15 protein-coding genes and 2 pseudogenes are annotated in these 26,904 nt (G+C 66.0%); 5 read left to right on the top strand and 12 right to left on the bottom strand.

Annotation, left to right across the window (positions count from 1 at the left end; all coding sequences use genetic code 11):
- Window positions 1–349: pseudogene (locus F7D09_RS11530) on the bottom strand (hypothetical protein); the annotation flags it as partial.
- A 174-nt stretch (window positions 350–523) separates the two neighbouring features.
- Window positions 524–592, bottom strand: a pseudogene (locus tag F7D09_RS11745) (zinc-ribbon domain-containing protein); the annotation flags it as partial.
- A 767-nt stretch (window positions 593–1,359) separates the two neighbouring features.
- Here F7D09_RS11745 and thiS point away from each other — a divergent pair.
- Together thiS and F7D09_RS09485 are read left to right on the top strand one after the other, a co-directional pair.
- Complete coding sequence (thiS, locus tag F7D09_RS09490; protein WP_152235256.1) at window positions 1,360–1,554, top strand: sulfur carrier protein ThiS; 195 nt, start codon at window positions 1,360–1,362, stop codon at window positions 1,552–1,554.
- Window positions 1,555–1,649: 95 nt separating this feature from the next.
- Complete coding sequence (locus tag F7D09_RS09485; RefSeq protein WP_152235255.1) at window positions 1,650–2,537, top strand: thiazole synthase; 888 nt, start codon at window positions 1,650–1,652, stop codon at window positions 2,535–2,537.
- A 285-nt stretch (window positions 2,538–2,822) separates the two neighbouring features.
- Here the strand turns inward: F7D09_RS09485 and F7D09_RS09480 are convergent, their stop codons facing one another.
- Entirely contained in the window at window positions 2,823–4,631 is a 1,809-nt protein-coding gene (locus tag F7D09_RS09480) for a riboflavin deaminase (RefSeq protein WP_152235254.1), read from the bottom strand.
- 2,067 nt (window positions 4,632–6,698) lie between these two features.
- Window positions 6,699–8,882, bottom strand: a complete 2,184-nt coding sequence (locus F7D09_RS09475) for a DUF4012 domain-containing protein (protein WP_152235253.1) — start codon at window positions 8,880–8,882, stop codon at window positions 6,699–6,701.
- A gap of 437 nt (window positions 8,883–9,319) precedes the next feature.
- Here F7D09_RS09475 and F7D09_RS09470 point away from each other — a divergent pair, with 437 nt between their 5' ends.
- Window positions 9,320–10,744: an ABC transporter permease gene (locus F7D09_RS09470; protein ID WP_152235252.1), complete on the top strand. Its 1,425-nt coding sequence runs from the start codon at window positions 9,320–9,322 to the stop codon at window positions 10,742–10,744.
- Window positions 10,741–12,117 carry an ATP-binding cassette domain-containing protein gene (locus F7D09_RS09465; protein WP_226836212.1) on the top strand — a complete coding sequence of 459 codons (1,377 nt, stop codon included), beginning with the start codon at window positions 10,741–10,743 and terminating at the stop codon, window positions 12,115–12,117. The genes F7D09_RS09470 and F7D09_RS09465 overlap by 4 nt, the downstream gene beginning before the upstream one ends.
- A gap of 164 nt (window positions 12,118–12,281) precedes the next feature.
- On the opposite strand, the gene F7D09_RS09460 is transcribed toward F7D09_RS09465, so the two are convergent.
- The 3 genes from F7D09_RS09460 to F7D09_RS09450 all read right to left on the bottom strand — a co-directional run bounded on the left by F7D09_RS09460 (window position 12,282) and on the right by F7D09_RS09450 (window position 16,900).
- Window positions 12,282–13,028, bottom strand: coding sequence for an HD domain-containing protein (locus tag F7D09_RS09460; RefSeq protein ID WP_152235251.1), 747 nt, complete (start codon window positions 13,026–13,028; stop codon window positions 12,282–12,284).
- Window positions 13,029–13,216: 188 nt separating this feature from the next.
- Window positions 13,217–14,086 (bottom strand): class II glutamine amidotransferase, encoded by an 870-nt coding sequence (locus tag F7D09_RS09455; RefSeq protein WP_152235250.1) that lies wholly within the window; start codon window positions 14,084–14,086, stop codon window positions 13,217–13,219.
- A 276-nt stretch (window positions 14,087–14,362) separates the two neighbouring features.
- The gene (locus F7D09_RS09450; RefSeq protein WP_226836210.1) at window positions 14,363–16,900 is read right to left on the bottom strand and encodes a KUP/HAK/KT family potassium transporter; all 2,538 of its coding nucleotides are present in this window, start codon (window positions 16,898–16,900) and stop codon (window positions 14,363–14,365) included.
- A 322-nt stretch (window positions 16,901–17,222) separates the two neighbouring features.
- On the opposite strand from F7D09_RS09450, the gene F7D09_RS11675 reads away from it, so the two are divergent.
- On the top strand, window positions 17,223–19,046 hold the full coding sequence (locus F7D09_RS11675) for an alpha-N-arabinofuranosidase (RefSeq protein ID WP_152235249.1): 1,824 nt from the start codon (window positions 17,223–17,225) through the stop codon (window positions 19,044–19,046).
- Window positions 19,047–19,320: 274 nt separating this feature from the next.
- Here the strand turns inward: F7D09_RS11675 and F7D09_RS09440 are convergent, their stop codons facing one another.
- The 5 genes from F7D09_RS09440 to F7D09_RS09420 all read right to left on the bottom strand — a co-directional run bounded on the left by F7D09_RS09440 (window position 19,321) and on the right by F7D09_RS09420 (window position 26,376).
- A complete protein-coding gene (locus tag F7D09_RS09440; protein ID WP_226836208.1) occupies window positions 19,321–20,376 on the bottom strand; it encodes a LacI family DNA-binding transcriptional regulator in 1,056 nt (351 codons plus the stop codon).
- A gap of 116 nt (window positions 20,377–20,492) precedes the next feature.
- Window positions 20,493–21,452, bottom strand: coding sequence for a TatD family hydrolase (locus F7D09_RS09435; protein ID WP_152235248.1), 960 nt, complete (start codon window positions 21,450–21,452; stop codon window positions 20,493–20,495).
- A gap of 374 nt (window positions 21,453–21,826) precedes the next feature.
- Window positions 21,827–23,380, bottom strand: a complete 1,554-nt coding sequence (locus tag F7D09_RS09430; RefSeq protein WP_152235247.1) for an MFS transporter — start codon at window positions 23,378–23,380, stop codon at window positions 21,827–21,829.
- A 16-nt stretch (window positions 23,381–23,396) separates the two neighbouring features.
- Entirely contained in the window at window positions 23,397–24,671 is a 1,275-nt protein-coding gene (locus tag F7D09_RS11220) for a LacI family DNA-binding transcriptional regulator (protein ID WP_193312429.1), read from the bottom strand.
- 283 nt (window positions 24,672–24,954) lie between these two features.
- Window positions 24,955–26,376 carry an MFS transporter gene (locus F7D09_RS09420; RefSeq protein ID WP_152235246.1) on the bottom strand — a complete coding sequence of 474 codons (1,422 nt, stop codon included), beginning with the start codon at window positions 26,374–26,376 and terminating at the stop codon, window positions 24,955–24,957.
- Window positions 26,377–26,904 lie beyond the last annotated feature (528 nt).

Here is a 26,904-nt window from a genome sequence, read left to right as displayed (position 1 = left end):
CTGCCGGATTGGCTCCGGCAGGGGTTCCGGGGACGGCTCCGGCTGATGCGCCAGGGTTGGCGCCGGCAGGGAGCAGGGACGTCGGCGCGGACTGGCCGTAGCCACCGGCAGCGCTAGGGTTGGCACCGCCGGGGAACGGGGATGCCGGCGAGGCTTGACCGCGAGCGTCGGCGCCGCCTACTGGAGGCATGGGCGCGGTGGGCGCGGCGCCGGCGACCGCGAACGGCGCCGACGGCTGAGGAGGCAGCGGCTGTGAGGCGAGTGCAGGACCTGCCGGCGCGAACGGCCGGGCGCCGACACCAGACTGCTGTGCCGGAGCGGCGCCGAACGTGTGGCCAGGCTGTGGCATGGGTATCGCAGGGCCGTGCGCCGACTGCAGCGGCTGGTCCGTCAATGTGTGATCCGACTGCGGCGCGGCGGGAATCGCAGGCGCCGATTGACGTCCTTGAGCCGGGGACGCTGCCGCCGGATATCCTGAACCGCCCTGCCCCGGTCCGGCAGGCGACGCAGCCGCCGGAGCGGGCGCACCGCAGTTCGTGCAGAACATCATGCCTGCCGGAATCTGATTGCCGCATCGAGTGCACGTGGTCATCGCTGAGCCCCCTTGTCTAGATACGTCAATCATAATCAGCTTGCGGGATTTCACGGCAACCTTCCGCCCCACCCCCATGTCACGCGGTCCGCCCGACCCACGTGACGCAACACCGCAAACCGTTGAAAACAATACGTTCCAACAAGCACGTCACGTGGGACGGGCGGACCACGTGACGTCGTGCCACACGCCCGAACGCAACGCCCCATACACGGACCCGATGTCACATTTCGCGCACAGTGACGCGTAACCCGAGCACGGTGACACATCAACGTCACTCTGATCGGGCGAGCAGAGTGACGGTGTTCACCCCGATATGGCGGGAATGCGCGTCACCGTGACCGGGCGAAACGTCACCGTGATCGGGTGGGACGTCACCGTGACCGGGTGAAGCGTCACCGTGACCGGGCACTGTGATTGCGGCAGGGGTTCGCCAGCCGAAACGGCATGTCACGCGGTCTGGTCTATGATGGGAGGGCAACCGAACGGGAGCCGCAGGGCTGAGAGGAAGCAGGAGCTTCGACCGTCGACTTGACGCGGGTAATGCCGCCGTAAGGACGTGTTGTCTCGACTGCCGCAGCGTCGCTGGCAACCTGTTCGCACTGCATACAACAGAACCGCACACAACAGAAGAACGCATGATTCGGGTCATGGAGGGGCGCACCACCTCATAGGGTACGGCCGCTTCAGCGACCCGTTTTTCATATCAGCACCACCAGCGCACGTCGCCGGAACGACTGGCGCCGGGCCGAGCCAAGGAGGGACCGATGATCATCAACGGGCAGGAGGAGAACGTCGCGACGCCGATCAGCGTCGACGAGCTCATCGCCAGCAAGGGATTCAACGCGGGCCGTGTCGCCGTCGAGGTCAACGGGGCGATCGTCCCGCGCGACAAGCGTGCGCAGACCATGCTGAACGGCACCGACACCGTCGAGATCGTCACGTTCGTGCAGGGCGGCTGACCGCAGCGTCCGCGGCCAGCGCACATGACCAACGTCACGGCCGGCTCCACTATGACAGCGGAACCGGCCGGCAACCATCATATGAAGGAGTATCCATGACCAACGAAACCAACACCGCCGCCGAGCCGACGCTCGACGAACTGGTCGGCACCGCGACGAACACCGCGCTGCTGCCTGAGCCGGACGCGCACGCCTACGACGCGATCGCGACCGGTGACGCCGATCCGCTCATGCTCGGTGGACACAAGTTCACCAGCCGTTTCATTCTCGGCTCGGGCCGCTACGACCTGAACCTCATCAAGGCGACCATCGAGAACGCGGGCACGCAGATCGTGACGATGGCGCTGCGCCGCTGCCGCACCACCGAAAACAACCTGCTCGACTACATTCCCAAGGGCATCACGATGCTGCCGAACACGTCGGGCGCGCGCAACGCCGAGGAGGCTGTGCGCATCGCGCGGCTCGCCCGCGAGGTGTGCCAGACCGATTTCGTCAAGGTGGAGATCGAACACGAGACGAAGTACCTGCTGCCCGACAACGCCGAGACGATCCGCGCGACCGAGATGCTCGCCAAGGAGGGCTTCGTGGTCATGCCGTACATGTTCCCCGACCCGATCGCGGCCCGGCAGCTCGAGGAGGCGGGCGCGGCGTGCGTGATGCCGCTCGGCTCGCTGATCGGCTCGAACAAGGGCCTGCGCATGCGCGACTTCATCGAGGTGATCATCGCGAACGCGCACATTCCGGTGATCATCGACGCGGGCATCGGCCGGCCGAGCCAGGCGGCCGAGGCGATGGAGATGGGCGCGGACGCGGTGATGGCGTACACGGCCATCGCCTCCGCCGGCAACATCCCGCTCATGGCCCGCGCGTTCAAGCACGCGATCGAAGCCGGCCGCGAGGCGTACCTGTCCGGACTCGGCACGGTGACCGAAGGCCACGCGGTGCCGTCCAGCCCGACCAACGCCGCCGACTACCTGCACTGATCGACCCCGGGTCCCCGCCAGCGGAAGCGGTCCGCTCCTGACGGCCCTTGCGACGGGAACAGCCAGCCACGACATCATCCGTCACAGCGTGCACCTACCCGCTGTGACGGCAACGCGATATCCCTGTGATGCCAAGGGTTTCGTCCTTGGCATCACAGCGGGTAGGTGCACGCTGTGACGCTAGGGGCGCACAGGGAGGGCTTCCGGCGCACTTCGCGGCGGACGTCTCCGGCGCGTTTCGCCGGAGACGTCCGTCGTGCTTCGCCGGAGACGTCCACCGCCGGCTCACCAGTCGGTGGATTGGGCGAGCATGAGGTCGTCGGCGAAGTCGACCGCGAAATCGAGCCGCTTCAGCACATCATCGCCGGCGGGACCGTCGCCGTCCCCGCCACCATCCGGCCCGTCGTCGCCCGGCCCACCGTCAGGCGGCGGAATCACCGACTCCAACGCGTCCCCGTACGCGCCCTCGTCACCGTGGAACAACGCCAGCGCGCACGCCCGAGCAATCCGCTCGTCAGGGAACCGCGACAGGACGACCACGGCCATCGACTCGCCCAGATGCATCTTGCCGTTGAGATCCACCGTCGGCTCGGATTCCTTGCCGTCGTCGACCAGCGAGACGATATCCCGTTCCAGCCGATGCATGTCCTGCGGCGACATGGAATACCGTTTCTCGTCATCCGCCTGCTGCACCGCTTCGGCGATCGGAGCGAAAGCCGCACCGTACTCCATGTCCATATACATCACCAGCGGCATCAACGCCAGCCCATACACCCATACCATGTCGACGCACTGCTGCAGCCGCATCACACCGGCGCGGAACCGCTCCGCGTCGCGCTCGGTGAACCCGCCGACCAGATCGGCGGCCAGCTGCTCCCCCAGCAGCGAGAACGCAAGGTCGCGCAGATACGCCACGTCGCGCCACAGCGGCTCGTCCGGCACGTCACGGTCACGTTCCAGCATGAGCAGCAGGCTGCCGGGGTCGACCGTCCGCTCGTCCCACAGGTCGAGGTACGCCGCGACGAGACGCGCGGCATCATACCGGTACCGTCGCTCGGCCGCATGGAACTCCGGCCGGCTGCGTCCGTCGCAGTTCACCGCTCCCGACAGGTCGACATCCAGATCCGTCAGCGGACAGCGGTCCGCAACCACATCGCAGACCGTGCCGCCCATGCAGACGCATCCATCATCAGCCTTGCCGCCGGACTCCCGGGGCACGTGGCGGGGCGCGTCCGCGTCACGGCCGTCGCGACCGTCGCCGACGCACCTGTCGCAGTAGCACAGTTCGGCGCAACCGTCGCAGTAGCACAGTTCGATGCGCACGTCCGGAGCGGCGGCCCGCCCTGCCTGCACGTAGTCGCGCAGCCACTGCGCGCCGCTCAGCTCATACTCGACGTCGGCCTGCGCACGCCGATCCTGCAAATGGTCCACCACGCGGCGGTAACGCATGTCGGGCGCGGCGCCCATGCGCAGCACGTCGCCGTCCTCACGCAGCATGCACATGCCGATCGGCTGGTACACCAGCAGCATGCGCGCGATGTCGAGACTGCGCCGCTCGTCCGCACCCCACCTGAGCATCGTGTGCGCGGCGAGCCGATGCATCTGCAACGAATGCTCCGCCATGGCACGCTCGCGCTGCTTGCGGTTGCCGTACCGCTTGCGGCCGCGTTTCGCCCGACGTTGGGCGAGCTGCTCGCGGCTGAGATTCTGGATGAGCGCGGGCATGCGCGACGACGGTTCGCTGGCGAACAGCGCAAGGTTCGAGTCGTTCATCAGGTCGTACAGCCAGACCGAGATGCCGTACTTGCGCACGGTGTTGCCGCAGCCGGTCAGGAAGTCGCGGCATTCGCGGCCCAGCTGACTGTCGAACGACATGGCGGCCGCGCACAGGTTCGCGGTCCAGCTGCCGCATGAGAAGATGTCGCGCGCGAGGACGTACAGCCGGTGGTCCCACGGCGTCGGCGAACCGTCGCGCTCGTAGGCCGCGTAGGCGGATTGCATGGCCGTGGGCGAGGTGACTTCGTCGAACCGTCGTTCCAGCCTGCCGATGGTCTGCAGGAATTCGATGGTGTCCATCGAGAAGGGTGCCGTCATGGTCGCTCCTTACATGGTCGTATGCGCCATTGCCGGACGTTGCGGATCGCTGGGTGACAGGTGGCGGCGCGGGGGTGTGGGGGCGCGGGCGTGGTGCCGACCGCGTACCGCACTGCGGCGCCGCTGTGGCGCCGCGTTGTGTAGCGGCGTCACCGTGCGAGCCGCTACGGTACGACCTTTGTCACTGCGCGATCCGCCGCGACCGGCCTCACGGGCCTTCCGCGTCTGTGCGCATGGGCCAACCATGGCACAGGTCGATACGGCCGCGCCACCGACCCCCGAAAATCTGTGGATAAGTGGATAACTCACCGGTTATCCACAGTTATCCACATGTTGTGCAAGCGCTTATGACGGGCATCATTGCGCATTGATGGCAGCGCGTAGGCCGCACGCGGCTGCGCCGAGGGTGATCCTACGTTGCCGTCGATTCCGCAGGAGTTTGCGGGACAAGTTTGCGGGATAGGTTTGCGCGTCGAGTTTGCGGGCGCGCATCGCCTTGCCAGCGACGGCCGACATGCATGTCGTCCCGGAGTTCGGGCGGCCCAGGCCGTTCCCCGGTACGGTGCCGTTCCTGAGCATGATTGCATTGACAGCGGGCGAGGCGGCCGGCATCGCACTCCTCGTGGCAGCCCTTGTCTATATCCCCAATCGTGGACTCCAGCGTCTCACTCATCGGCCACAGTGGCCGCATGGATTGTCACAACTTGCACAAAACGCCCGTTCGTGCAAGTTGTGACCACGGACTGCCGTCCACTACCCCTGAATACGGCTGATTTTGTGCCACAACTCGCCCAGACGGCCCGTTCGTGCAAGTTGTGGCACACCGTATTGTCACAAGTCGTCAAATCAGGCCATCTGTGCAAGTTGTGATACACCGCCCACGCGGCATTGCCCACACGCTCCAGTCCAATAACCATGGCGTGAACGCGGCAGCCCTGCTGCGTGACATTGCCGGGGCACGATACGCGGCGGTAATGGGGACCGCGAGTCGAACGCCCGGCTCCGCCCCGCCATCGCCGGCCACGGCACCACCAGTTCCACACGACGAGGAATGGAGACGATTCTCATCTGGCAGGGCACTGTGGGAGGAATCCCGGAGTTGCCGGCCGCTGCCGAGCCGGGACTCTGAGGGTTCTCTCATCTGGCGGGACACGGTGGGAGAAAACCCAGAGAATACGGGCTGGGCCATGGACGGACTCTGGGGTTTCTCCCATTCTGCAGGTCCGGAATGGGAGAAAACCCGGAGTGAGGTCGCGCGCGGCGTCCGTTTCTGACCGGGCTGGCTGCCGAGTTGGTCGGAAACGGACGCGAAACAGCTCGCCAGCGGCCGTTTTCGACCAGGAGCGACCGGGCGCATGTCAGAAACGGACGCACGACGGGTTCGCAGCGGCCGATTCCGACCGGAAGCCGAACGCCACGAGTCGACAACGGACACACGACCGGGGCCGTCGCACGCATAACGTGACGGCCCTTGGACGGCGACCGCAGACGGCGATTCAGAATCCGCGCATGGGAACCGCTGATCGCGCACATGCCAAGACGCCCCGGAATAATTGGGACGCGGGGCGAAAATAGCCAGTTTCATCGCCTCGTACCAACGAGCATTGGGACGCGAACCCCGAAACGGCCGATTTCAGGCTCTTGTACCACGAATCTGTGGTACAAGACACCTTGTAAACGGTTACATCGTCCCGCGTACCAAAGGCCCGTGGGACGCGGGGCAAAAACAGCCGGTTTCATCGCCGCGTACCAATGGACGCCGCGAATCCCGACGAACCACCCCCACCCGCTTCGCGGGAGCCCCCGCCAGCGGGGGCGACGCGTGGAGAAGGGCATCGCATTCGACGACCGCCAGCGGGCGACGCTCCCCCAGTCAGCTCCGCTGACAGACCCCTCCACCGAGGGGGCCAAGGCGGGGCCGGTGCCAAACCGCATAATCAGCGTCACCCCTCCACCGAGGGGTCGAGATGGTCTCGCGCGAGATGCCCAGATGGGCGATGCTCAGCCTCCCCTCCACCAAGGCGGGGCCAGCGGCAGCCCCCTCCACCGAGGAGCCAAGAACCGGCCTTACATGAATTTCTTGAGGCTGACGGGGCAGCTCAGGCCGCCCTTGAGCTTGTCGAGCTTGTCGAGCGCGCCGCTCTCGTCCGAGGAGTCCGAAGAAGACGACCCAGATCCGGACGTGCTGGTCGACTCCTTGTTCTCGTCGGCCGGCTTCGAGGAGGTCGTCCCCTGCGCGTTCGCAGTGCCGTCAGTGCCCGCGGTCCCGTCGGTACCAGTCTCGCTGCTCGTGCCGGCCCACTGGTCCTCCACCGCGTCGGGCACGTCCGCGCCGCACGTGTCGGTCACGGCGCCGTTCGTACCCGTGTAGATGCCCTTCTCGTTGATCACCGGCGTGGTGACCACGTCAAGCGGCGAGGTCGCCTTCTCGGCCGTGCGCACGGTGAACGCGACCGTCACCGTCTCGCCCGGCTTGATGCCCTGCGTCAGGCGCAGGTTGATGAACTGGTGGTCCTCGACCGTGCCGTTCGACACCAGCTCGCCGGCCTCGTAGGAGACCGACGTGATCATGCCGCCCTGCGGCGCCATGAGGAACAGGCGCGGCTGCATGGTGCCGCTCTCCTCCTTGCCGGTCACGAACACGGGCAGGTCCTTGGCCTGCTGCTCGGTCATCGTGTTGGTGAGTTTCACGGTCACCGTGTACTCGTCGCCGAGGTCGGCGGTGGGCACGGTCATGAGGTTCGTGGCGCGCGCGGGCGCGTTCACGTCGTCGCTGATCCGGTACGAGTTCGCGGCGAACGTGCCGCCGCACGTCTTCTTGACGACGATCGCCGGCTCCAGATACCAGCTGAGCTTGCTGGGCTTGGCTTCGGTGAAGTACACGCCGGCTTTCGGCGAGGTGACGGTTCCGGGGATCGTGCCGGCCACGTTCGCGTCGAACACCTTGGTCTGCACGAGCGCCGCCAGTTCGGCCTGCTGCGCCATCCACAGCTTGAAGTGGCCGCTCGCGCTGGTCTCGCGCATGCCCTTGAGCAGCGGGGAGAGCGAGGACGCGTTCGCGTTGGAGAACACGTGCGTCATGATGAGCTTGGACGCGGTGTTCGTGTACTTGTTCTGCTCGGCGTACACGGGATGGTCGGTGTACAGGTCGTGCAGGAAGAACTTGACCGTGTTCGTGCCGTCGAGCACCTTGCCGTCGGACAGTTTGACGTTGCCGGTCGCGCCGATCAGCGCCTGCATGAACACGGGGTCGAGCGCGAACACGCCGGCGATCTGCTCGTTCTCGTTGCCCTTCTGCGCGAGCCACATGTTCTTGAGCGTGACCGCGGCCCGCTGGAAGTTCGGGTTGACGGTGGTGGTCTGCGGGTACTTCCACACCTGGTCGCCGAAGATGGCGGCCTCCTTGACGTTCTCGTCGTCGTACGGCTGCGTGCCGTAGGTGAGGTCGGTGGTGGCGATGAAGTCGCCGATCTTCACCTTGCCCTTGTTCGCGGTGATCGGCGCGATGTTGCCGACCATGCCGCCGCCGGAGCGGATCTCGGCCGGGTTGTAGATGGCGACCAGGTACGTGCGTTCGCCGTTGCCGCCGAGCAGCTGCGGCAGCAGGTTGATGAGCTCGTCGTACTCGTCGAGCGTCTTGTCGACCGTCTCGAGCCCGGAGACGCCGGTGTCGATGAGCGAGGCGACGCGCTGGCTCTTCGGCGTCTTGAGCTTCTTGAGTCGCGCGGTCTCCGTCTTGATGTCGGCACGCGCCTCCTTGACGATCTCCGGCATGTCGGTGATGGCGCTCAGGTCGACGGTCTTGTCCTTCATCGAGAAGCCGGACATGCGCTTGCTCAGGTTCATCAGGTCGGTGAACGGGCCGTCCACGAGGTTGCTCATCGAGTCGAGCATCGTGCGCACGGCGGTGATGTCGTTGCCGTACGCCGTGTGGTCGCGCAGGAACGTCCACTGCGGCTTGTCGAGCTCGTCGCGCAGCTCGCGCGTGGACGTCACCATGTCACGCGCGGACGTGACGACATTGCCGTCGGAGCCGCAGCCGAGCGCCGCGTTCGCGAGGTTCTCGGACGCCGAGATGAAGCGGTTCGCCTCGCTGTACAGTTTGATCGCGGAGATGCCGTAGATGCCGAACACCGACAGCACGGCGCCGAACAGCACGCACACGACGTACAGCACGATGCGCCGCGGCCGCAGCGCCTGGGCGAGAAACGTGTGTCCTTTTCTTCCGACGTGCTGTGGGGATCGGCGCATGGGTTAACCTCGTTCGTTCATCACCGTCTGTTCGACGTTCGTTGCGGTATCGTCGGTGTGCTTCGGCTACCTTCAATATGTCCTGTTTGCTGCAATACAACCTTCGATGATACCGTGCGCGGCTTACCTGACGATAAGGTTTGCGCCCGTACCATGGTTTTTTCGACGGTTTTTTCACGTTACGCCGGTCTCGGGCACGGCGACACCGGCCGCGCTGTCAGCCTGCTTTCAGACTTCATTGAGAGGTATAACAGTATCGGACAAGATAACATACACATAGCACGACCATAGTGTTGCCTACGGGATGCGAGCCTTCGGGCCGGCCGCATTCGGCCCATCCCGGCCACTGTCGACAACCATCCGATCGCGGCCGCGGAGACGGCGGACCATCACGCCCGCCGCACGGCCGCAGAGAGAAGAACTGGAGAGTCAAGCGCATGTTCGTTCTCAAGAACGCCTGGTCCAGCATCGTCCGCCGCAAATGGCGGGCCCTGCTGACCGTCATCATCGCCGCAATCGTCACATTCGGGACCGTCTTCGGCGTCACGGCACTCACCGCCAACAACACGGCGACCGGCAGCGCCTACGAATCCCAGAAGGTCGACGCCGTGATCCGCCCGAGCGCGAAGGTCCAGGCGACCTACGACGGCGCCGACTCCTCGTACACGAAGAACTACCTCGGCTGGTCCGGCTACACCGAGTACGCGAACCAGGTGCAGAGCGCCGGCATCAAGTTCGAGTACACGCTCGCGATCACCGTGCCCGTGCGCCAGAGCGGCGACGTCAAGGCGATCGCCGGCACCGACGACCAGTCGGCCGACAAGACCGGCGGCGAGTTCCAGTGGCGCGGCTTCTACACGCTGCAGGGCGCGCAGGAGAACGAGTACGGCCGCTACAAGGTCGTCGAGGGCAAGCACCTCAACTACACGGACCAGACCGACAAGTCCAGCGTGCTGATCTCGCGAGCGGTGGCGAAGAAGAACAACCTCAAGGTGGGCGACACGTTCAAGGTCGCCATGCCGAACAACGCGAAGAAGACCGTCGAGCTCAAGGTGCGTGGCATCTACGAGTACACGGACGCGGCGGCCAAGGGCAAGGGCGACGACGCGAAGCTCGCCAAGGACAACCGCGACAACGCGATCTACTCCACCTACACGACGTTCGCGATGGCCGGCCTTGACGCGGCCGACGGCACCGGATGGCTCAACCCGGACCTCAACATCACGTTCATCCTGAGCGACATGAAGACGTACCGCCAGTTCGTCAGCACGCTGAAGAAGGCGAAGCTGCCGAGCACGTACACGGTCAGCTCGCCGTCCATCACCGCATACGAGAAGCGCATCGCGCCGCTGGGCGCACTGGCCGCGCCGATGCAGGGCTCGCTGATCGCGCTGTGGGTCGTCGGCGCGCTGCTGCTGCTTGCGGCCGCCGGCACGAGCATGACGGTCGGCCGCCGCGGCGAGATCGCCACGCAGATCATGATCGGCGTCTCGCGGGCACGCATCTCCTGGCAGCTCATGCTTGAGGTGCTGATCACCACGCTGCCCGGCTTCGTCATCGGCCTGCTCGCCGGCACGTTCGGCACGAAGCCGCTCATCGCGAAACTGGCCGGCGGCTACTCCGCCTCGCCCGCCTCCGACCTGATCTGGCGGACCGTGTGGAGCGGTCTGGGCGTGATCGTGGTGCTCATGATCCTCGCCATCATCCGTGTGATGGCGCTGCGTCCGGCGACGCTGTTCGCGGCGCGCGAGAGCAACGTCGCGGCCGCGGAGACGGCGGACGCTGCGGATGCTGGCCAGACGGACGGCGACAAGGCCGACGACAAGGCTGCGGCCGACGGCGAGCAGGAGGCGCAGGCATGAGCGAGAAGAACGACAACACAATCGCCAACGAGACCCACGACACGGACGGCAAGGTGAACGACATGAGCGACGACAAGAACACGACGGCGGACGTCACGACGGACAGCGCGGCGACGGCGACGCAGGCGGACGGGCAGACGGTCGAGCCGCAGCGCGACGGCGAGACCGCGGACGCGACCGTCTCGTCCGACACGAACTCGGACAGCGACAGCGCGACCGAAGACGTCACGGCGACGTCCACGCCGGACGACGTGCAGTTCTCCATCGTCTTCGACGACGATGCCGACGACGAGGCGTCCGCACTCGACTCGCTCGCCATCGATACGGACAGCCTCGCGGACGGTGACGTTGCGAACGACGAAGTTGCGGACGACGACGCAGCCGACAACGCAGCCGACGACGCAGCCGACAGCACGGCAGACAACGAACCTGCCGACGATGCAGCTGACGGCGCGACCGAAACCGAGGCCGCGGCTGCCGGCACCACGGACGGCACCACGCAGGCCGACACGGACGACGAAAACGAAACCGCCGCGGAAGCCAACGCGAACCGCGTCAACGAGACCCTCAAGCTCAGCGTCAAGGCCGGAGCGAACGACGATGCGCTCGCCAAGGCCGCAGCGGCCGGCGCGTCCACCGATCCGGCGCTGCGCCTGTCGTCGCGCATCGACAAGGAGCTCGGCCGCGGCACCAAGATCGCCGACGAGATCCTGCTCAAGTCGTATCCGACGTTCTCGCTCAACAAGGTGACCGTCACCGACCGCAAGACCGGCCGCAACGTGCTCGACCGCATCAACGAGACGTTCTACGCGGGCCACGTGTACGCGATGCTGCTGCCGGAAGGCGACACGGCGATGCACGAGACGCTCATGGCCGTGATGAGCGGCGTGGTGCGCCCGCACGACGGCAACGTGATGAACAAGAGCGCGAACCTCATCGAGCTGGAGCCGAACGAGCTGCGCGGCCACCGACTGGGCGTGATCCCGCAGCGGTACGCGGTGCGCGAGGACCTCAACGCCGAACGCAACGTCGTGTACGCGATGGACGCCTCCGGCCGCACGTTCCTCAAGCCGAAGCCGGTGCTCGCGCGCGAGCTGCTGGGCCGCGTGAAGTTCGACGTGGACACGCCGAACGCGCCGGTCGGGCGTCTCGACGCCGTGGACCAGCGGCGCGTGGCGATCGCGCGTGCAATCGCGTGCGAGGCGGAGGTGCTCATCGCCGACGAGCCGACGGGCGGCCTGAACGACGACGACAGCGTGGCGATCCTGCAGCTGCTCACGTCGCTCACGCACGGCGATCCGAAGCGCTGCGTGATCATCCTGACCGAATCCGAAGCCGTGGCGAACGCTGCGGAGAAGGTCATCGAGCTGTAACGGGACGCTGCGGCCGCAACATGACGGCCGCAGCCGGCAGAAGATATGACAACGGGCCGTGCGTCCGCCACGATGGTGGCAGGTGCACGGCCCGTTTGCGTCGGCGCGGCCGGCGTTGTCGGATCACGGCCCGCACGGCTGTCGACTCAGTCGGCTCAGTCGACTCAGTCGACGATCCGCATGTGGAACCGTTCGGCGAGGGCGGGGACGTCCGGCACGCCGTACTGCTCGACCAGTTCGAGCCAGCGGCGCTTGTTGTCTTCGCCGTACTTGGCGGCCTTGCGCGTATAGGCGTCAACGGTGAGGAACTTCGGCGGCAGCGACTTGCTGTTGTACTTGTCGGCGACCATGACGATCTCCTGTTCCAGCGTCTTCGGCGAATAGTCGGAGGCCGGCAGCGGCAGATGCTGGTCGATGACCATCTGCCGGGTGAGGCCGACGCCCGTATGGTTGCGCGCGAACTCGGCGATGGACTCGTCCACGCCCTGCTCGCGCAGGTACTCGTAGCCGAGCAGGCCGTGCTTGATGTAGTCCTTGCCGCTGAACTTGAGCGGCTCGCCGTCGGTGCCGTCGTGCTTGAGGACGCGGTAGGTGCCGATGTCGTGCAGCAGGCCGCCGATGGTGACGAGATGCTCGTCGATGAGCCGCGGCGGGACCTTGCCGCCCGTCACACCGTCAGTGGATTCGGGGGCGGTCTGCGTGTCTTGCGCGGCGGCGGCGAGCGCGTTGCCGCTGCCTTCGCCGAGCTTGCAGCGCATGGCGAACAGCTGGTTCTGGCGACGCGCGATCTGGCGGGCGATGGTCGCCACGACCACGCAGTGCGTGTGGATGAGATCGTACGCCTCCTGCGAGGGCGCGATGCGGTGATGCAGCACGTCGATCTGGTCAAGAGTGGGAATGTAACCGGTCATACGGCCCATTGTAGGCGACCTGGCGGGCTCAATACTGGCTCGCGGCCGCCACCCGCGTCCCCTCCCTGTCACAGCGGGTAGGTACCCGCTGTGACGCACACGGCACAACGGCGGAATCCAGCCGGTTTCAGCGGTATGTCACAGCGGGTAGGTACCCGCTGTGACGAAGGGGGGCGCCGCTGGAGGAATCAGATGGTGCGCAGGTGGTATTCGCCGGTGCGGTTCGAGGCGACGATCATTTGGTTGTTCTCCAGCACCTTCCAGCCGTCGGCCTCGTCCTGCGGGAAGCCGGAGCTGCCGGCCACCACGCCGGCCGGCTTGCCGTCGCGGTCGAGCACGTCACGGTAGCGCAGCACACGATAGTCGTGCGCCTTCTCGCCCTTGCCGTACTCGTCGTAGATCTCGACGATGCGCGGCGACGTCTTCTCACGGCCGGCCGCACACAGGACCACCAGCTGGTCCTGGCTCTGGATCATGCAGTTGTAGCTCGACTTCGGATACTCCTGCCGCAGCTGGCGCACGGCCTGGGCGACCGCCTCGTCCAGCGCGAAGCCGAACGAGATGTATTCGAGGATGATCGAGAAGAAGATCGCCGAGTCGGAGCGGCCGCCGGTCGACAGGAACGCGCTCTGGTTGACCGGGTACGCGCGGTTGAGCACGATGTTGACGCCGCGCTCGTCGGAGATGTCGCCGTTGTGGATGAAGCTCAGACCGTTCGCGAAGAACGGCTGCTGGTTCTCAAGGATCAGCGGCAGGTTCGAGCTGGCGAGACGCAGATGCCACAGGCCGCCGCGCGCACTGTCGGCGGCGAAGTCGTTGAAGATCGGGTCGTGGCGGGCCGCCAGCGTGCTCTTGTACAGCTTGGTGCCCGTCTCGGGCGTGGGTGCGCCGCCGTCATCGACGAACGGGGGTTCGGAGGGGTTGCTCAGCAACGCCACGCCCCAGCCGTCGTTGTGGATTTCGCTCAGCTCGCGAAACTCCGCCACCGACGACTCCCCCAGGACATCGTTGAGGCTCAGGTTGAACCCTGAAGTCGCGTATCCCAGTAATCTGCACATGGTTGGTACTGTATCGTGCTTTCGCGGGACTTGAGGCGGCGTGGCTATAGGAGTTGTTTATAGCGTGCGCGCGACGGTATTGGGTTCACGATTTGTGGGGGTGCGCAAATCGTGAACGGGGGTGATGTGCGAGTGAACATGCAGGGGCGCGGAATTCCGCCATTCGGCTACATTGCCTTGTGCGGTTCTGTGCGCTTTGGCGTTCACGATTTGCGGGGGTGTGCAAATCGTGAACGGGAGGGACGGCGGCCGACAATCGGCCCGCGTGACGGTGGGTTACTTGCTGGGGGAGGGTTGCGCGGGGGCGGCGGCCTTGGCGGCCGAACCACTCTTTGCAGCGCCCTTAGACCCGGCCACCCCCTTGGCAGCCGCAACCCCGGCAGCCTTGGCACCGGCAGCGGCGGCCGACGGCTTCACTCCGCCCTTTGCAGTGCCGGCACCCTTAGACCCGGCAGCCCCCTTAGTGGCAGAGGAGCCCTTCACGGCCGCGGCGCCGCCCTTGGTGGCACCTGCAGCAGTCCCCTTCGCACCGGCACCTGCCTTGGCGGACGCGCCAGAGCCCGTCTTCGCGCCACCGGCGGGCTCGACCTCGACCGGCTTGACCGGCACGACATCGGCAAGACGCGGGGTGCGCGTGCGCAGGGCGACGCGCTTGAGGCGCGGCGGGCGACGGGTGGAGATGAACAGCGGCTGCACTTCGACCAGCGGGTTGAAGGGCGCCAGGCCGAACCATTTGACCGGCGAACCGGCCACATGGCGGATCGCGTACTTGGCCTTGAGCGAAAGCGCGCCACGGCTCGAGATCTTCGACTCGGGCATGAGGTCCTTGTGGATCAGCACATACCGGATCGTGCCGATCTCAGGGTCGGCGTCCACCTTCGGGTACAGCGACTTCTGCTGCGGCAGCTCGCCCGACTCGGACAGGTCGTGCATGATCTGGTGCAGGTACACCGGGATCGACTGCGAGACCTTGAATCCCAGCCGGATCCTCACACGGAACAGGTAGCTGGTGCCGAAGTTCTGCACCGAGTATTCGCGCGTGAACGGCTCGTCGGTGGTCTGCACGGAGACCGCCCACCAGGCGCGGGCGCGCTTGGGATGGTCGGCGAAGATCGAAAAGAAGATGTCCGTGTCGAGGCGGCGCATGTCCACGTCACTGGTCAGGTAGACGATGTTGTCGGCGAAGTAGGGGATGCGGAAGTCGCCGTGCAGTCGGTCGAGCGCCGGCAGGAAGTCCTTCGGCATCATGTGACGCCGCTGCGCGCGTTCCAGCTTGGTGCCCTCGTTCCACGTGTACATGACGAACAGGATCGCCAGCGTGAGCAGCATCGTGAACCAGCCGCCGTGCAGGAACTTCGCCATCGAGGCGAGGAAGAACAGGATCTGGATAGCGAGGAACACGACGGCGAACACGACGGCCGCGACCCGCTTGCGCGCATACCAGATGTACACGGCGAGCAGGATGGTCGTAGTGATCATCGTGATGGTCAACGCCAGGCCGTACGCGGCGGAGATGTGTTCGGAGTCCCGGAAAATGCCGAGCACGATCAGCGTGGCCGCGCACAGCACCCAGTTGATGGTCGGGATGTACAGCTGGCCGCGCGTGCGCGCCGGGTAGCGCACCTGCAGATGCGGCATCCAGTTGAGGCCGGTCGCCTCGGAGACCATGGTGAACGCGCCGGTGATGAGCGCCTGCGAGGCGATGATGCCGGCGGTGACCGACAGGATCACGGCCACGTAGCGCACGTTCGGGTCCATCATCTGGAAGAACGGGTTGAGCGCGGACATGTGCTGGTATCGCGGATCATGCTGGTTGCGCAGGATCCACGCCCCCTGACCGAAGTAGCAGAACACGAGCGCGACCTTGATGAACGGCCACGTGAAGTAGATGTTGCCGCGTCCCACGTGACCCATGTCGGAGTAGAGCGCCTCGGCACCGGTGGTGGACAGGAACACGGTGCCCATGACGGCGATGCCCGCCGCGTTGTGCGGGCTGAACAGGAACCGCACGCCGTACACGGGGTTGAGCGCGGCGAACACGGTCCAGTCGTTCGACAGGTTCACCGCGCCCACGACGGCGAGGAACGTGAACCAGACGAGCACCACGGAGCCGAACACGCGGCCGATCGACTCGGTGCCGCGCGACTGCACGGAGAACAGCACGACGATGATCACCACGGTGATCATGAGCGTGAGCGTGTCGTTGCCGTCGAACAGCGGCTCGAGTGGCGGCAGCGTCTTGAGGCCTTCGACCGCGGAGCTGATCGAGACGGCCGGCGTGAGCACGGAGTCCGCGAGGAACGCGGCGCCGCCGAGCATGGCCGGTATCGCCAGCCATGCGCCGTGCCGCCTGATCAGCGAGTACAGCGCGAAGATGCCGCCTTCGCCCTTGTTGTCGATGCGCATGGCGATGAGCACGTATTTGACGGTCGTGATGAGCGTGATCGACCAGAACACGAGCGAGAGCATGCCGAGCACGGCTTCGCGGTCGGCGTTGGCGATACCGCCCTGACCGGAGAGGAACGTCTGCGCGGTGTACAGCGGCGAGGTGCCGATGTCGCCGTAGACGACGCCGAGCGCGACGATGGACATGGTCAGCGAGATCTTGTTGGGGCCGGACTGCAGTCGCCGCCACCAGCGTCCGAACCGTCCCTTGGCGGCGGACCGGGCGAGCTTTTCGGCCTCCTTGGTCTCCGCCTGCTGCTGCTTGGCCAGCTCCTCGCGCTCCTCCTTGGTCAGGGTGCGCCGGGAGACCTTCGGTGCGTTCGTGAACGTATCGGCGCGCAACAACGTTTCATCGGGCTTTTGAGCCATGATGCTTCCTCCAGACGGGGACCAGCCCCGCACGTGAACATCCGCAAATCGTGTGGTACAGTTGCTAACGGAACCTTCTTCTTAATTCAAGCGGCCAGTATATGCCCGTTTCCCGTTTTTTCCAACTTGACAAGGACCGTTCAGGGCCCGTTCGCGAGCTGTTCCGGGCTCGTGCACGTGCGGTTCACGCGCGCGGCCCCGCTTGTTTCAGGCATGTGTCGCGATGCGGTTCCGCGGTAGTGGTGAAACGATATACTAGCGGCGTTGGGTGCGCGGTGCGGCGTGCACCGGTATCGTCATCGTCTATGCAAAGGAGCAGGTCATGCCTACGACGACGGAGATGAAACGCTTCAACACAGCCGGCGCGGCCGGGATCGCGGCAGCCGGCGCAACGGCCGCAGCCGCCACGTCCGCCACTCCCCCGTCCGCCGACGCCACCACAGCCGACGTCACCGTCACCGTAGGCCCGACGCCGCTCGCCGACGTGCCGCCGCGGCTGTTCGGCTCGTTCGTCGAGCACCTCGGCCGCTGCGTGTACGGCGGCCTGTACGAACCCGGCCACCCCACGGCCGACAGCAACGGCTTCCGCCGCGACGTCATCGAACTGGTCAAGGAACTCGGCGTGACCTGCGTGCGCTACCCGGGCGGCAACTTCGTCTCCGGCTACCGCTGGGAGGACGGCACCGGACCTCGCGAGGACCGCCCCGTCCGCCGCGACCTCGCCTGGCACTGCACGGAGACGAACCAAGTGGGCATCGACGACTTTTACCGCTGGAGCCAGGCCGCCGGCACCGAGGTCATGCTCGCCGTGAACATGGGTACGCGCGGCCTCCAGGAGGCGCTCGACGAGCTCGAATACGTCAACGGCGCCCCCGGCACCACGCTCGCCGACCGGCGCGTGGCCAACGGCATCCCCAAGCCGATGGGCGTGCGCATGTGGTGCATCGGCAACGAGATGGACGGCCCCTGGCAGATCGGACACACGAGCGCCGACGAGTACGCGGCGGCCGTCGACCGCGTGGCGCACGCGATGAAGCTCGCCGAGCCGGGACTCGAGCTCGTGGCATGCGGCTCGTCGAGCGCGCAGATGCCCACGTTCGGCGAGTGGGAGCGCAAGGTGCTCACCAAAGCGTACGCGAACATCGATTTCGTCTCGTGCCACGCCTACTACCGCGACCACGGCCACGTCACGCGCGACGCGGCCGCCATGCAGGACTTCCTCGCCTCGGCGCAGGACATGACGCGGTTCATCGCTACGGTCGCCGCGCAGGCCGACGCGGCGAAGGCGGCGAACGGCGGCGAGCGCGACATCAAGATCTCGTTCGACGAGTGGGGCGTGTGGTACGCCGACGTATGGAACGCGCAGGAGGACCGCCGCATGGCCGACAGCGCCTCCGGCCTGCACACGGACCCGTGGCCGGTCGCGCCGCCGCTGCTGGAGGACGTCTATACGGTGGCCGACGCGGTGGTCGAGGGTTCGCTGATGATCACGCTGCTCAAGCACTGCGACCGCGTGCGCTCCGCCTCGCGCGCGCAGCTGGTCAACGTGATCGCGCCGATCATGACCGTGCCGGGCGGCCCGGCATGGCGGCAGACCACGTTCTACCCGTTCGCCGAGGCAGCCGGGCGTGCGCGCGGCGACGTGTTCGTGCCGCGGATCGACTCGCCGCTCGTGCATACCGCGACCTATGGCGAAGTGCCGGCGGTGGATGCGGTTGTCACGTGGGACGCGGCGACGCGACGCGGCCTGCTGCTCGCCGTGAACCGCGACCTTGCGCGGGCGCATGATGTGGCGGTGGCGCTGGCGGGGCTGACTGCCGGTGCGGCTGGGGATGGTTCGGCGGCGACCGGGGGTGGCGCGGACGCGGGCGTCTCGGCTGCGGCCGGAGATGGCGCGGACGCGAGCGCCTCAGCGGACAGAACGGTTGCGGGCGGCGGCATGGCCGCAGGCTCGGCGGCCGGCGCACACCTTGCCGTCGTGCGCACGCAGCTGCTGCATGACGACGACATCTACCGTCAGAACACGGCCGAAGAGCCGGATGCCGTCACGCCAGACGACCTGCCGGTGCAGATGGACCCGGCTACGGCCTCGATGTCGTTCACATTGCCGCCTGTTTCGTGGGCCGCGGTGGAATTTGCGATGTGATATTCGAGATGTGGGTGTTTTGTTTCCCGAAAATCAACGTTCCTTCGAACCTGCGCAACAGCGAATCGGCGGAAAATGGCCGATTCTTGCATATCGGCAGCGTTCGTGCCGCACATGAAAACACCCACATCTCCGCGCGAGGTCCGATATGGGTCTGCGTCTCGCGTCACTCTGCTCGCCCGAGCACGGTGACGCACCGCCGAAACTCCTTGCAAACACTGGGTTTTCGCGTCCGCGTCACTCTGCTCGCCCGAGCAGAGTGACGGGGAGGATGTCACACGGCGGGCGAGGATTCGCGGCAGACAAGGCTGATCGGGGCGACGAGCGTATCGCCGGCGCCACGCGACCCGGCCTCGATCTGCGCGATGATCGATTCGACCGCCAACCGCGCGATATCGGGCCGGTGCGGGTCGATCGTAGTCAGCGAGGGGGTCGTCACACGCGATTCGTCCAGGTCGTCGAAGCCCACCACGCGCACGTCGTCCGGCACCATGAGGCCGAAGTCGCGCAGGCCGTGCATCACGCCCCACGCCATCAGGTCGTTGAGGGCGAATACCGCGTCGAACTGCAGGTTCGAGTCCATCAGCGTGCTCGCCGCCGCGGAACCGTCGAAGCTCGTCCACTCCTCCGTCTCGATCACCAGGTCCGGGTCGAACGGCAGGCCGGCCTCGTAGAGCGCGTCGCGGTAGCCGCGCGTACGGATGGCCCGCGATGTGGTCATGGCGTGGTCGGGCTCCTTGAGGCCGCCGACCACGGCGATGCGCCGGCAGCCGGCTTCGATGAGATGCTGCGTGGCCAGGTACGCGCCCACACGGTTCGAGATCATTACATGCGGCGCCCGCGCACCGAACATGCTTTCGCCGAGCACGACCATCGGGAAGTCGCCGTCGAGCAGCGCGGCATCACTGCTGCCCAGCGCGAGCGGGCTGATGATCAGGCCGTCCGCCGCATGCTCGCCCATGGAACGGATCGTGGCGATCTCGCGGTCGCGGTCGTTCGTCGTCGACTCGACGATGACGCCGTAGCCGCGCTTCCGCGCCTCGGTGAGCACGTCCTCGGCAAGTTCGGCGAAGTACAGCTGCCGCAGGTTCGGCACGGCGAGCTTGAGCAGCCGCGTGCGGCCGGAACGCAGGTTGCGCGCCGAGATGTTGACCTGATAGCCGGTCTCCTCGAGCGCCTTGGCGATCCTGCGACGCAGCTGGTCGGACATGTACGGGCGTTTGTTGAGATAGTTGGAGACCGACGCGACGGACACGCCGGCTTCGCGCGCTACGTCGACCATCGTCACCGTCGATTTCACGGCATCGTTCTTCGCGGTGTTCTGTCGCATTGCATACCTCCCATGCAGCAAGGCCGAGCGTGTGATGATTATACCGCGCGACCCCGGCGGCGCCCGGTTTCGTCCATGCTTTCGCAAAATCGTCCGTAGTCGCGTCCGCTATTCGGTCAGACGCCGTACACCGTGCGCGTGTTGCGGCGCGTGGCCTTCGCGATCTCGGCGACCGGCAGGTCGAACGTGTCGGCGAGCGCCCGCAGCGTGTACGGGATCATGTACGGCGCGTTCGTGCGTCCACGATATGGCATGGGCGTGAGATACGGGGCGTCGGTTTCGACGAGGATGTGGTCGAGGCCGACAAGCCGCGCGGATTCGCGGATGCCGTCGTTGCCCTTGTAGCTGACCGTGCCGGAGAAGCTGAGATACCAGCCGTTGTCACGGGCGATGGCGCCCATGTCGGCGTCGCCGGAGTAGCTGTGGAACACGGTGCGTTCGGGACTGCCGTCCGCGAGCAGCGTGTCGATGACCTCGGCGTGCGAGTCGCGGTCGTGGATCTGCATGGGCAGGTTGAGCTCCTTGGCGAGCGCGATGTGGGCGCGGAACGCCTCGCGCTGCAGCTCCTTGGCGCCTTCGCCGGTGCGGAACAGGTCCATGCCGGTCTCGCCGATGGCGACGACCTCGCGCGGGTGGGCGAGGGCGAGGCGGTGGACTTCGGCGAGCGCCTCGTCGAACGGCACGTCGTGGTACGGCTTGTATTTGAGTTCCAGCCCGTCGGGTCCGGGGACGCCGCGGTGGCCGTGCAGCACGGCTTCGTTGGGATGGATGGCGATGGCGGCGTGCACCTGGCCGGGGTGGTCGACGGCCATGTCGATCGCGCGCTGGAGGTTCGGCAGTTCGCAGCCGCAGTCGATGATGCCGGTCACGCCGACCACCGCCGCCTGCGCGAGCAGCTGGTCGACGTCGTAGACGGGTACGGGCGGCTGGCCTTTGGCCTGCGCTTCGTGGTCCATGGCGCGGGCGAAGGGGACGACGGAGGCGACGTGCGTATGGTTGTCGACGACGTGCGCGTCTTCGGGCAGCGCGGGCGGCGCGGGCGCCCAGCTGCGGTCGCGATGATGATGCTTGCTCATGGTCCCCAGTGTAGAAGGTAGCGCCTAGAAGGCAGCGTCCAGAAGGCGACGTCCAGAAGGCGACGTCCAGAAGGCAGCGCCCAGAAGGCAGCGCCCAGAAGGCGACGTCCAGAAGGCGACGTCCAGAAGGCGACGTCGGCATCTTCCGCGACGAAACGTACCCGTAGACGATGCTCCAGTACGTTCCGTCAGAAAATCACAACCGAACGTACTCGGACAGCCGCCACGAGTACGTTCCGTTGAGATTTCCTGACCAAACGTACCCGAACAGCCGATTAGAGTACAGTCCGTCATATTTTCACAACCGAACGTACCCGTAGACGATGCACGAGTACGGTCCGTCAGGAAATCACAACCGAACGTACCGGCGGCGGCTAGCGCCAGCAGCGGTCGTAGTCGACGCCGGTGAGCGCCTCGACCGTGCGGCGTGTCTCGGGCGTCACGTCCGCCTTGTCGCCGCCGCCCTGCAGTCGCGCGATCTCCGCGAGCACCACGCCGTCCGTCCGCTTGTCGATCACCAGCCGCGACGAGACGATCCAGCAGATGATCATCGCGAACGCGAACCAGCCGAGCAGCACCGCACCCAGACCGACGCGCGCCGACGGCACCTGCGTCGCACGCGTCGCGTCGAACCCGGCCAGCCCCAGCACCACGCCGACCGCGATCGTCGCCACACCCGAGCCGATCTGCCGGAAGCACGCCTGGATGCCGGAGAACGTAGCCGAACGGTACCGCCGCGTCACGATCTGGTCGATGTCGGCGATGTACGGGAACACGGCCCACGGAATGTAGCCGCACAGGGACTTGAACGCGAAGAACCACAGCGATCCGGCCACCGCGAGCACCGTCCACAGCGCCGCCGGCACATGCCCGGCGAGCAGCCACGCACCGAACAGCCACGCCACGCCGGTCAGGCAGCCGGCGAAGTTGATCGCGTACAGCCGCCGCGGCCCCAGCCGGGTCATCGCCCAGCCGAACGCCGGCATCAGCGGCAGCGACACGACCGCGCAGCCGAGCAGCAGCGAGGCGAACGCGGCCGTGTGGTTCCAGTCGTACACCACGAAGAACACGAACGTCTGGCCGAACACGTCCATCGAAACCTGCACCAGCAGGTAGATCGCCAGATGCTTGCGGAACTCGCGGATCCGCAGCGTGGTCGCGTACTCGCGCAGCACCTTGCCGGCGCGGCGCAGCCAGCGTGCCGCGCCCACGTGGCCGTCGCGCCGCTCGCCGCGCGCGTACGCGCCGAAGCCGGCCGCGTCGGGCGTCATCTCCCACGTGCACCGCCAGCAGACGAACACGGCCACGGCGAACAGCACGGTGGTGGCGATGGTGAACGTCATGTAGCCGCCGGGCGTGGACTCGCCGACGATGGCGAGGACCGCGCTGCCGGCGACGGGGATGACCGTGGTGGCGCCGGTCGAGATGAACAGGCGCACGGTGGACAGTTTGGTGCGGCTGTTGAAGTCGGGGGTCATCTCGCCGGGGAGCGGATTGTACGCGGTCTGGAACAGCTGGGCGAGCACCACCCAGAACAGGTAGGCGGCCACGTATGCGGCGAACGGCAGTCCGGGAATCCACAGGAAGACGCCGAGCAGCAGCATCGGCGCGATGATCATGAGCAGGAAGCGGCGGCGGCCGAAGCGCAGGCCCACGCCGTAGCGGTACAGGTTGTCGTCGAGCACGCCGAACGCGAGCGCCGCCACGGCGGAGACGAGCGCGCTCAGGCCGATGACCGTCTGCGAAGTGCTGATGGACATGCCGCAGAAGCGCGTCCAGAACAGGCCGAGATAGGTGGCGATGAGCGTGAGCTGGCCGCCGCCGTAGAAGTCGCCGACGCCGAAGCCGAGCGCCTGCCGCATGGTGATCCTGCGTGGCTCGGCCGCCGCGATGGCGTCGCGCAGTGCGCGGCTGTTCTGAGCTGACATGACTACCTGCTTTCGTCTATGCGCGCCGGCATTCGCCGACCGACCGGCGCACGATGATCGACGTGTCGACCAGCGTGACGTCTGGCATGCCCTCCTCTTCGCAGCGTACGCCGTGCTCGACCATCCACTGCATGACCTGCGTGTCCGAAGGGTTGCGGTAGGAGCCGACGTCGCGGCCGAGCAGCCGGCACACCGCCGCCTGGCCGATCTGCGCGCGCGGGATGCGGATCGACGTGATCGGCGGCGTGACGACCGGCGCGATGAGCGTGTTGTCGAAGCCGATCACCGACATCGCGCCCGGCACGTCCACGCCGTCGGCCGTCAGCCGCAGCACGATGCCCGCGGCGATGAGGTCGTTGTATGTGACGATGGCCGTGGCCCTGCCGTCCTCCAACGCGACCGCCGCCTGGTAGCCGCCTTCGACGGTGGCCTGCACCGGACCGATGCGCGAGACCTTGAATCCCATGCGCTGGCCGATGTCATGCAGGCAGTTCCAGCGTGACTGATTCGCCCAGCTTGCGCTCGGTCCGGACACGTACGTGACCGCCGTGTGATGGTACCGGCGCAGCAGGTTGAGCGCGCGGACCACGCCGATGCGCGGATCCGGCACGACGCTCGTCACGCCTTCGACCGGCCGGTTGAGCACGACGAGCGGCACGCGGCGCGCGTAGTCGCGGATGAAGTCGGTGCCGGGTGCGTCGGTGGCGAGGATCACGCCGTCCACTTTGCCGGCGAGATGGTCGAGCATCTGGCAGGTGCGCTGCGGCGACGAGCCGGTTTCGATGACGCTGACGACGCTGTCGGACTCCATGGCGGTCACCTGCGCGCCTTTGAGGATCTGCGAGGAGACGCCGTCCGCGGTGTCCTTGACGATGAGCGGAATCAGGCCGCCGGCGGCGATGGGACCGAGCGGGCGGAGACGTTGCGTATGTGGGGAGCCGGGCTGGGTGACTGTGGGCTGGGGGGCGATGCCGACGGCGGCCACGTTTGGTTGAGCGGCCAGGTCGGACTGCGGCTGGACGGCTGCCGGGGAGCGTCCGTACGCCGACGCCGTGTCGTGCGCGGCTGCCGGCAGGACTGCGTCGCCGGCGGCGCGGTCGGCCTGTCCGATAGCCGACCGTCTGGTGTGATAGCCGAGACGTTCGGCGACCGCGCGCACGTATTCGACGGTCTGGATGTTGACGCGGTCGGGATTGTTCAACGCGCGCGACACCGTGGAGATGGCGACGCCAGCCTCTTCGGCCACATCGGCAAGGCGCACCCGGCGGCCGGGCTTTCGTTCGGATGTCATCGCTCCACCTCCTCGGCGCTGTGTAATCCGCGCTGCGTAATCGCGCGGTGTATCCGCGCGGTGTATCCGCGCGGTGATTGACCCCTTAACCATATGATGCCTTGGCCCCGCCCCGAGAGCAATTCCCGGAGCGGGACCAAGGCATATCAGCAGGCGTGGCGGTGAACCCTCTCGCCCGCCGGCGGCAGACTCTCACCCCGCCGGCGGGGCTGTCAGCAAAGCTGACTGGGGGTGGTCACCCGGCTCAGGCCGAGGCTACAGACAGCCCACAGGGCTGTCCGCTTCACGCCTCGGCGGTCTTGGCGACCTCGGCGGCGCGACGCTGCTCGAGCTCGGCCTTGATCTCCTTGAACTTCTTCTCGGTGACCGGGTAGAAGTACATGATGACCGCGGAGATCACGAAGCCGATGAGCGGCACCAGGCCGGCGGCGAGACGCAGGTTCTCGGCAACGGTCGGATCCTGAGCCACATTCATGCCGGACTTGTAGCCGGTGAAGGCGAGGATGGCCGGGCCGAGCCAGGAGGTCAGGGCACCGAACATCTGGCGGAAGAAGCTCAAGCCAGCCATTGCAGCACCATCAGTGCGCTTGCCGGTCTTCCACTCGTAGTATTCCACGGTGTCGCCTTCCATACCCCAGACGTAGTTGCCGCAGAACTGAGCACCGATGGCGTTCAGAGCCAGGCCCACGAGGGACAGCCACACGTTGGTAACGAAGATGAACATCACACCGCCGAGGATGCCAAGTACGCAGCCGAGGTACCAGCCGCCCTTCTTGCCGAGGTGACGAGCGATAACCGGGCCGAACGGGGAGGCAATCACGCCGATGGAGGCGTTGATCAGGGTGACCAGCGTGGTGATGAGAGCCAGAGTGCCGGCGTCAGCACCATTGGCGAGCACTTCCTTAGCGATAATCGGTCCGATGGAGCCGACGCAGGTGGCAATCAGGTAGAAGCCGGTGGCGAAGCACAGGATAAGCAGGGCCGGGTTCTGGAAGATGGCCTTCAGGGTGTCGATGAAGGAAACCTTCGGCTGGGTCGGTACATCAATCTGCTCGATGGTGGTCTTGTACAGGAAGACGTAAATCAGAGCGCCAACAAGGCAGAAGATGCACACGATCGGGAGCATCAGCTTAGCGAGAGCGGCCTGATCCTTGACGTTGTTGATGGCCGGGGCCAGGGTGAAGGTGACGATGAGGCCAAACAGAGCGCCGCCGACCATACGGGCGGAGGACAAGCGCTGGCGTTCGTTCTGGTCCTGAGTCATAGCACCAAGCAGTGCGCCGTAAGGCACGCCGCCCAAGGCGCCGAGCAGCTGGTAGAGCAGGTAGGTGACGATAGCCCACGCCACCTTGACGCCCATTTCGGCATCAGCCGGAATGGTGTACATCAGGCAGATGGCCACCATCATCGGCACGCCGAAGGCAACGACCAGACGGCGGAACTTGCCGTTCTTGTTCGGCTTGACACGGTCGGCATAGTTGCCGGCGAGCAGGTACACAACCGCCTGGAAGAAGCGGGCGAACAGGAAGATGTTAGCGGTGGTCACCGGGTCGATGCCCATGTAGATGTAGTAGGTGGCCAGGAACATCGACATCATGCGCCAGCCGATGTTGTTGGCAAGATCGCCGGAACCATAACCGACGATGTTGAGCCATGTCAGCTTCTTCGGCGTCTTCGTCGCCGGTGCAGCCGTTGCAGCACTCATTACGGAACTCCTTCGTATTCTGTATGTGGTTCCTGCCCGTCGTGATGGCGGAGACAACCAGCCTCGGCCTCCCGTCCATCTCGGGCAACGACTGACAAGATAATCGTTTCAACATGCAACTGTTTTTGCCATTCGCGGTTTTGCCGTTTTTTGCCGTTTTTTGCCGCAAGGTGGGGCGGAGTGGCGCGGGCGAGACGCAGGGCGGAGTGGCGTAGGCGAGACGCAGGGCGGAGTCTGTCCCTTATACACATCTGACGCTGCCGCCGACCCCACCAGCGTAAACCTCGGTGGTCGCCGTATCATTAAAAAAAAGAAAAGTATATAACGCACTACTACTTCCGTCACGCGGAGTGGCTGAATCAGGGTCATACCCATTGTGGAAGATTCCCGACGACGGTCGCACTGAGGCTGTCTCTTATACTATTTGGACTCCGTCGACGACACTCCATGAGACGATCTTGATGGCCTATGCATCACCTAAACAACAAAACACTAACTAGACATAACTAACGACAGAGCAATGATATA

Source organism: Bifidobacterium leontopitheci, assembly GCF_009193355.1.
Lineage (GTDB): Bacteria > Actinomycetota > Actinomycetes > Actinomycetales > Bifidobacteriaceae > Bifidobacterium > Bifidobacterium leontopitheci.
This window is presented reverse-complemented; position numbering and strand designations above follow the sequence as displayed.

What these genes read in the sequence shown, in the direction of transcription:
- thiS (WP_152235256.1), top strand. Translation starts at nt 1,360, where the DNA reads ATGATCATCAACGGGCAGGAGGAGAACGTCGCGACGCCGATCAGCGTC.
- F7D09_RS09485 (WP_152235255.1), top strand. Translation starts at nt 1,650, where the DNA reads ATGACCAACGAAACCAACACCGCCGCCGAGCCGACGCTCGACGAACTG.
- F7D09_RS09480 (WP_152235254.1), bottom strand. Translation starts at nt 4,631, where the DNA reads ATGACGGCACCCTTCTCGATGGACACCATCGAATTCCTGCAGACCATC.
- F7D09_RS09475 (WP_152235253.1), bottom strand. Translation starts at nt 8,882, where the DNA reads ATGCGCCGATCCCCACAGCACGTCGGAAGAAAAGGACACACGTTTCTC.
- F7D09_RS09470 (WP_152235252.1), top strand. Translation starts at nt 9,320, where the DNA reads ATGTTCGTTCTCAAGAACGCCTGGTCCAGCATCGTCCGCCGCAAATGG.
- F7D09_RS09465 (WP_226836212.1), top strand. Translation starts at nt 10,741, where the DNA reads ATGAGCGAGAAGAACGACAACACAATCGCCAACGAGACCCACGACACG.
- F7D09_RS09460 (WP_152235251.1), bottom strand. Translation starts at nt 13,028, where the DNA reads ATGACCGGTTACATTCCCACTCTTGACCAGATCGACGTGCTGCATCAC.
- F7D09_RS09455 (WP_152235250.1), bottom strand. Translation starts at nt 14,086, where the DNA reads ATGTGCAGATTACTGGGATACGCGACTTCAGGGTTCAACCTGAGCCTC.
- F7D09_RS09450 (WP_226836210.1), bottom strand. Translation starts at nt 16,900, where the DNA reads ATGGCTCAAAAGCCCGATGAAACGTTGTTGCGCGCCGATACGTTCACG.
- F7D09_RS11675 (WP_152235249.1), top strand. Translation starts at nt 17,223, where the DNA reads ATGCCTACGACGACGGAGATGAAACGCTTCAACACAGCCGGCGCGGCC.
- F7D09_RS09440 (WP_226836208.1), bottom strand. Translation starts at nt 20,376, where the DNA reads ATGCGACAGAACACCGCGAAGAACGATGCCGTGAAATCGACGGTGACG.
- F7D09_RS09435 (WP_152235248.1), bottom strand. Translation starts at nt 21,452, where the DNA reads ATGAGCAAGCATCATCATCGCGACCGCAGCTGGGCGCCCGCGCCGCCC.
- F7D09_RS09430 (WP_152235247.1), bottom strand. Translation starts at nt 23,380, where the DNA reads ATGTCAGCTCAGAACAGCCGCGCACTGCGCGACGCCATCGCGGCGGCC.
- F7D09_RS11220 (WP_193312429.1), bottom strand. Translation starts at nt 24,671, where the DNA reads ATGACATCCGAACGAAAGCCCGGCCGCCGGGTGCGCCTTGCCGATGTG.
- F7D09_RS09420 (WP_152235246.1), bottom strand. Translation starts at nt 26,376, where the DNA reads ATGAGTGCTGCAACGGCTGCACCGGCGACGAAGACGCCGAAGAAGCTG.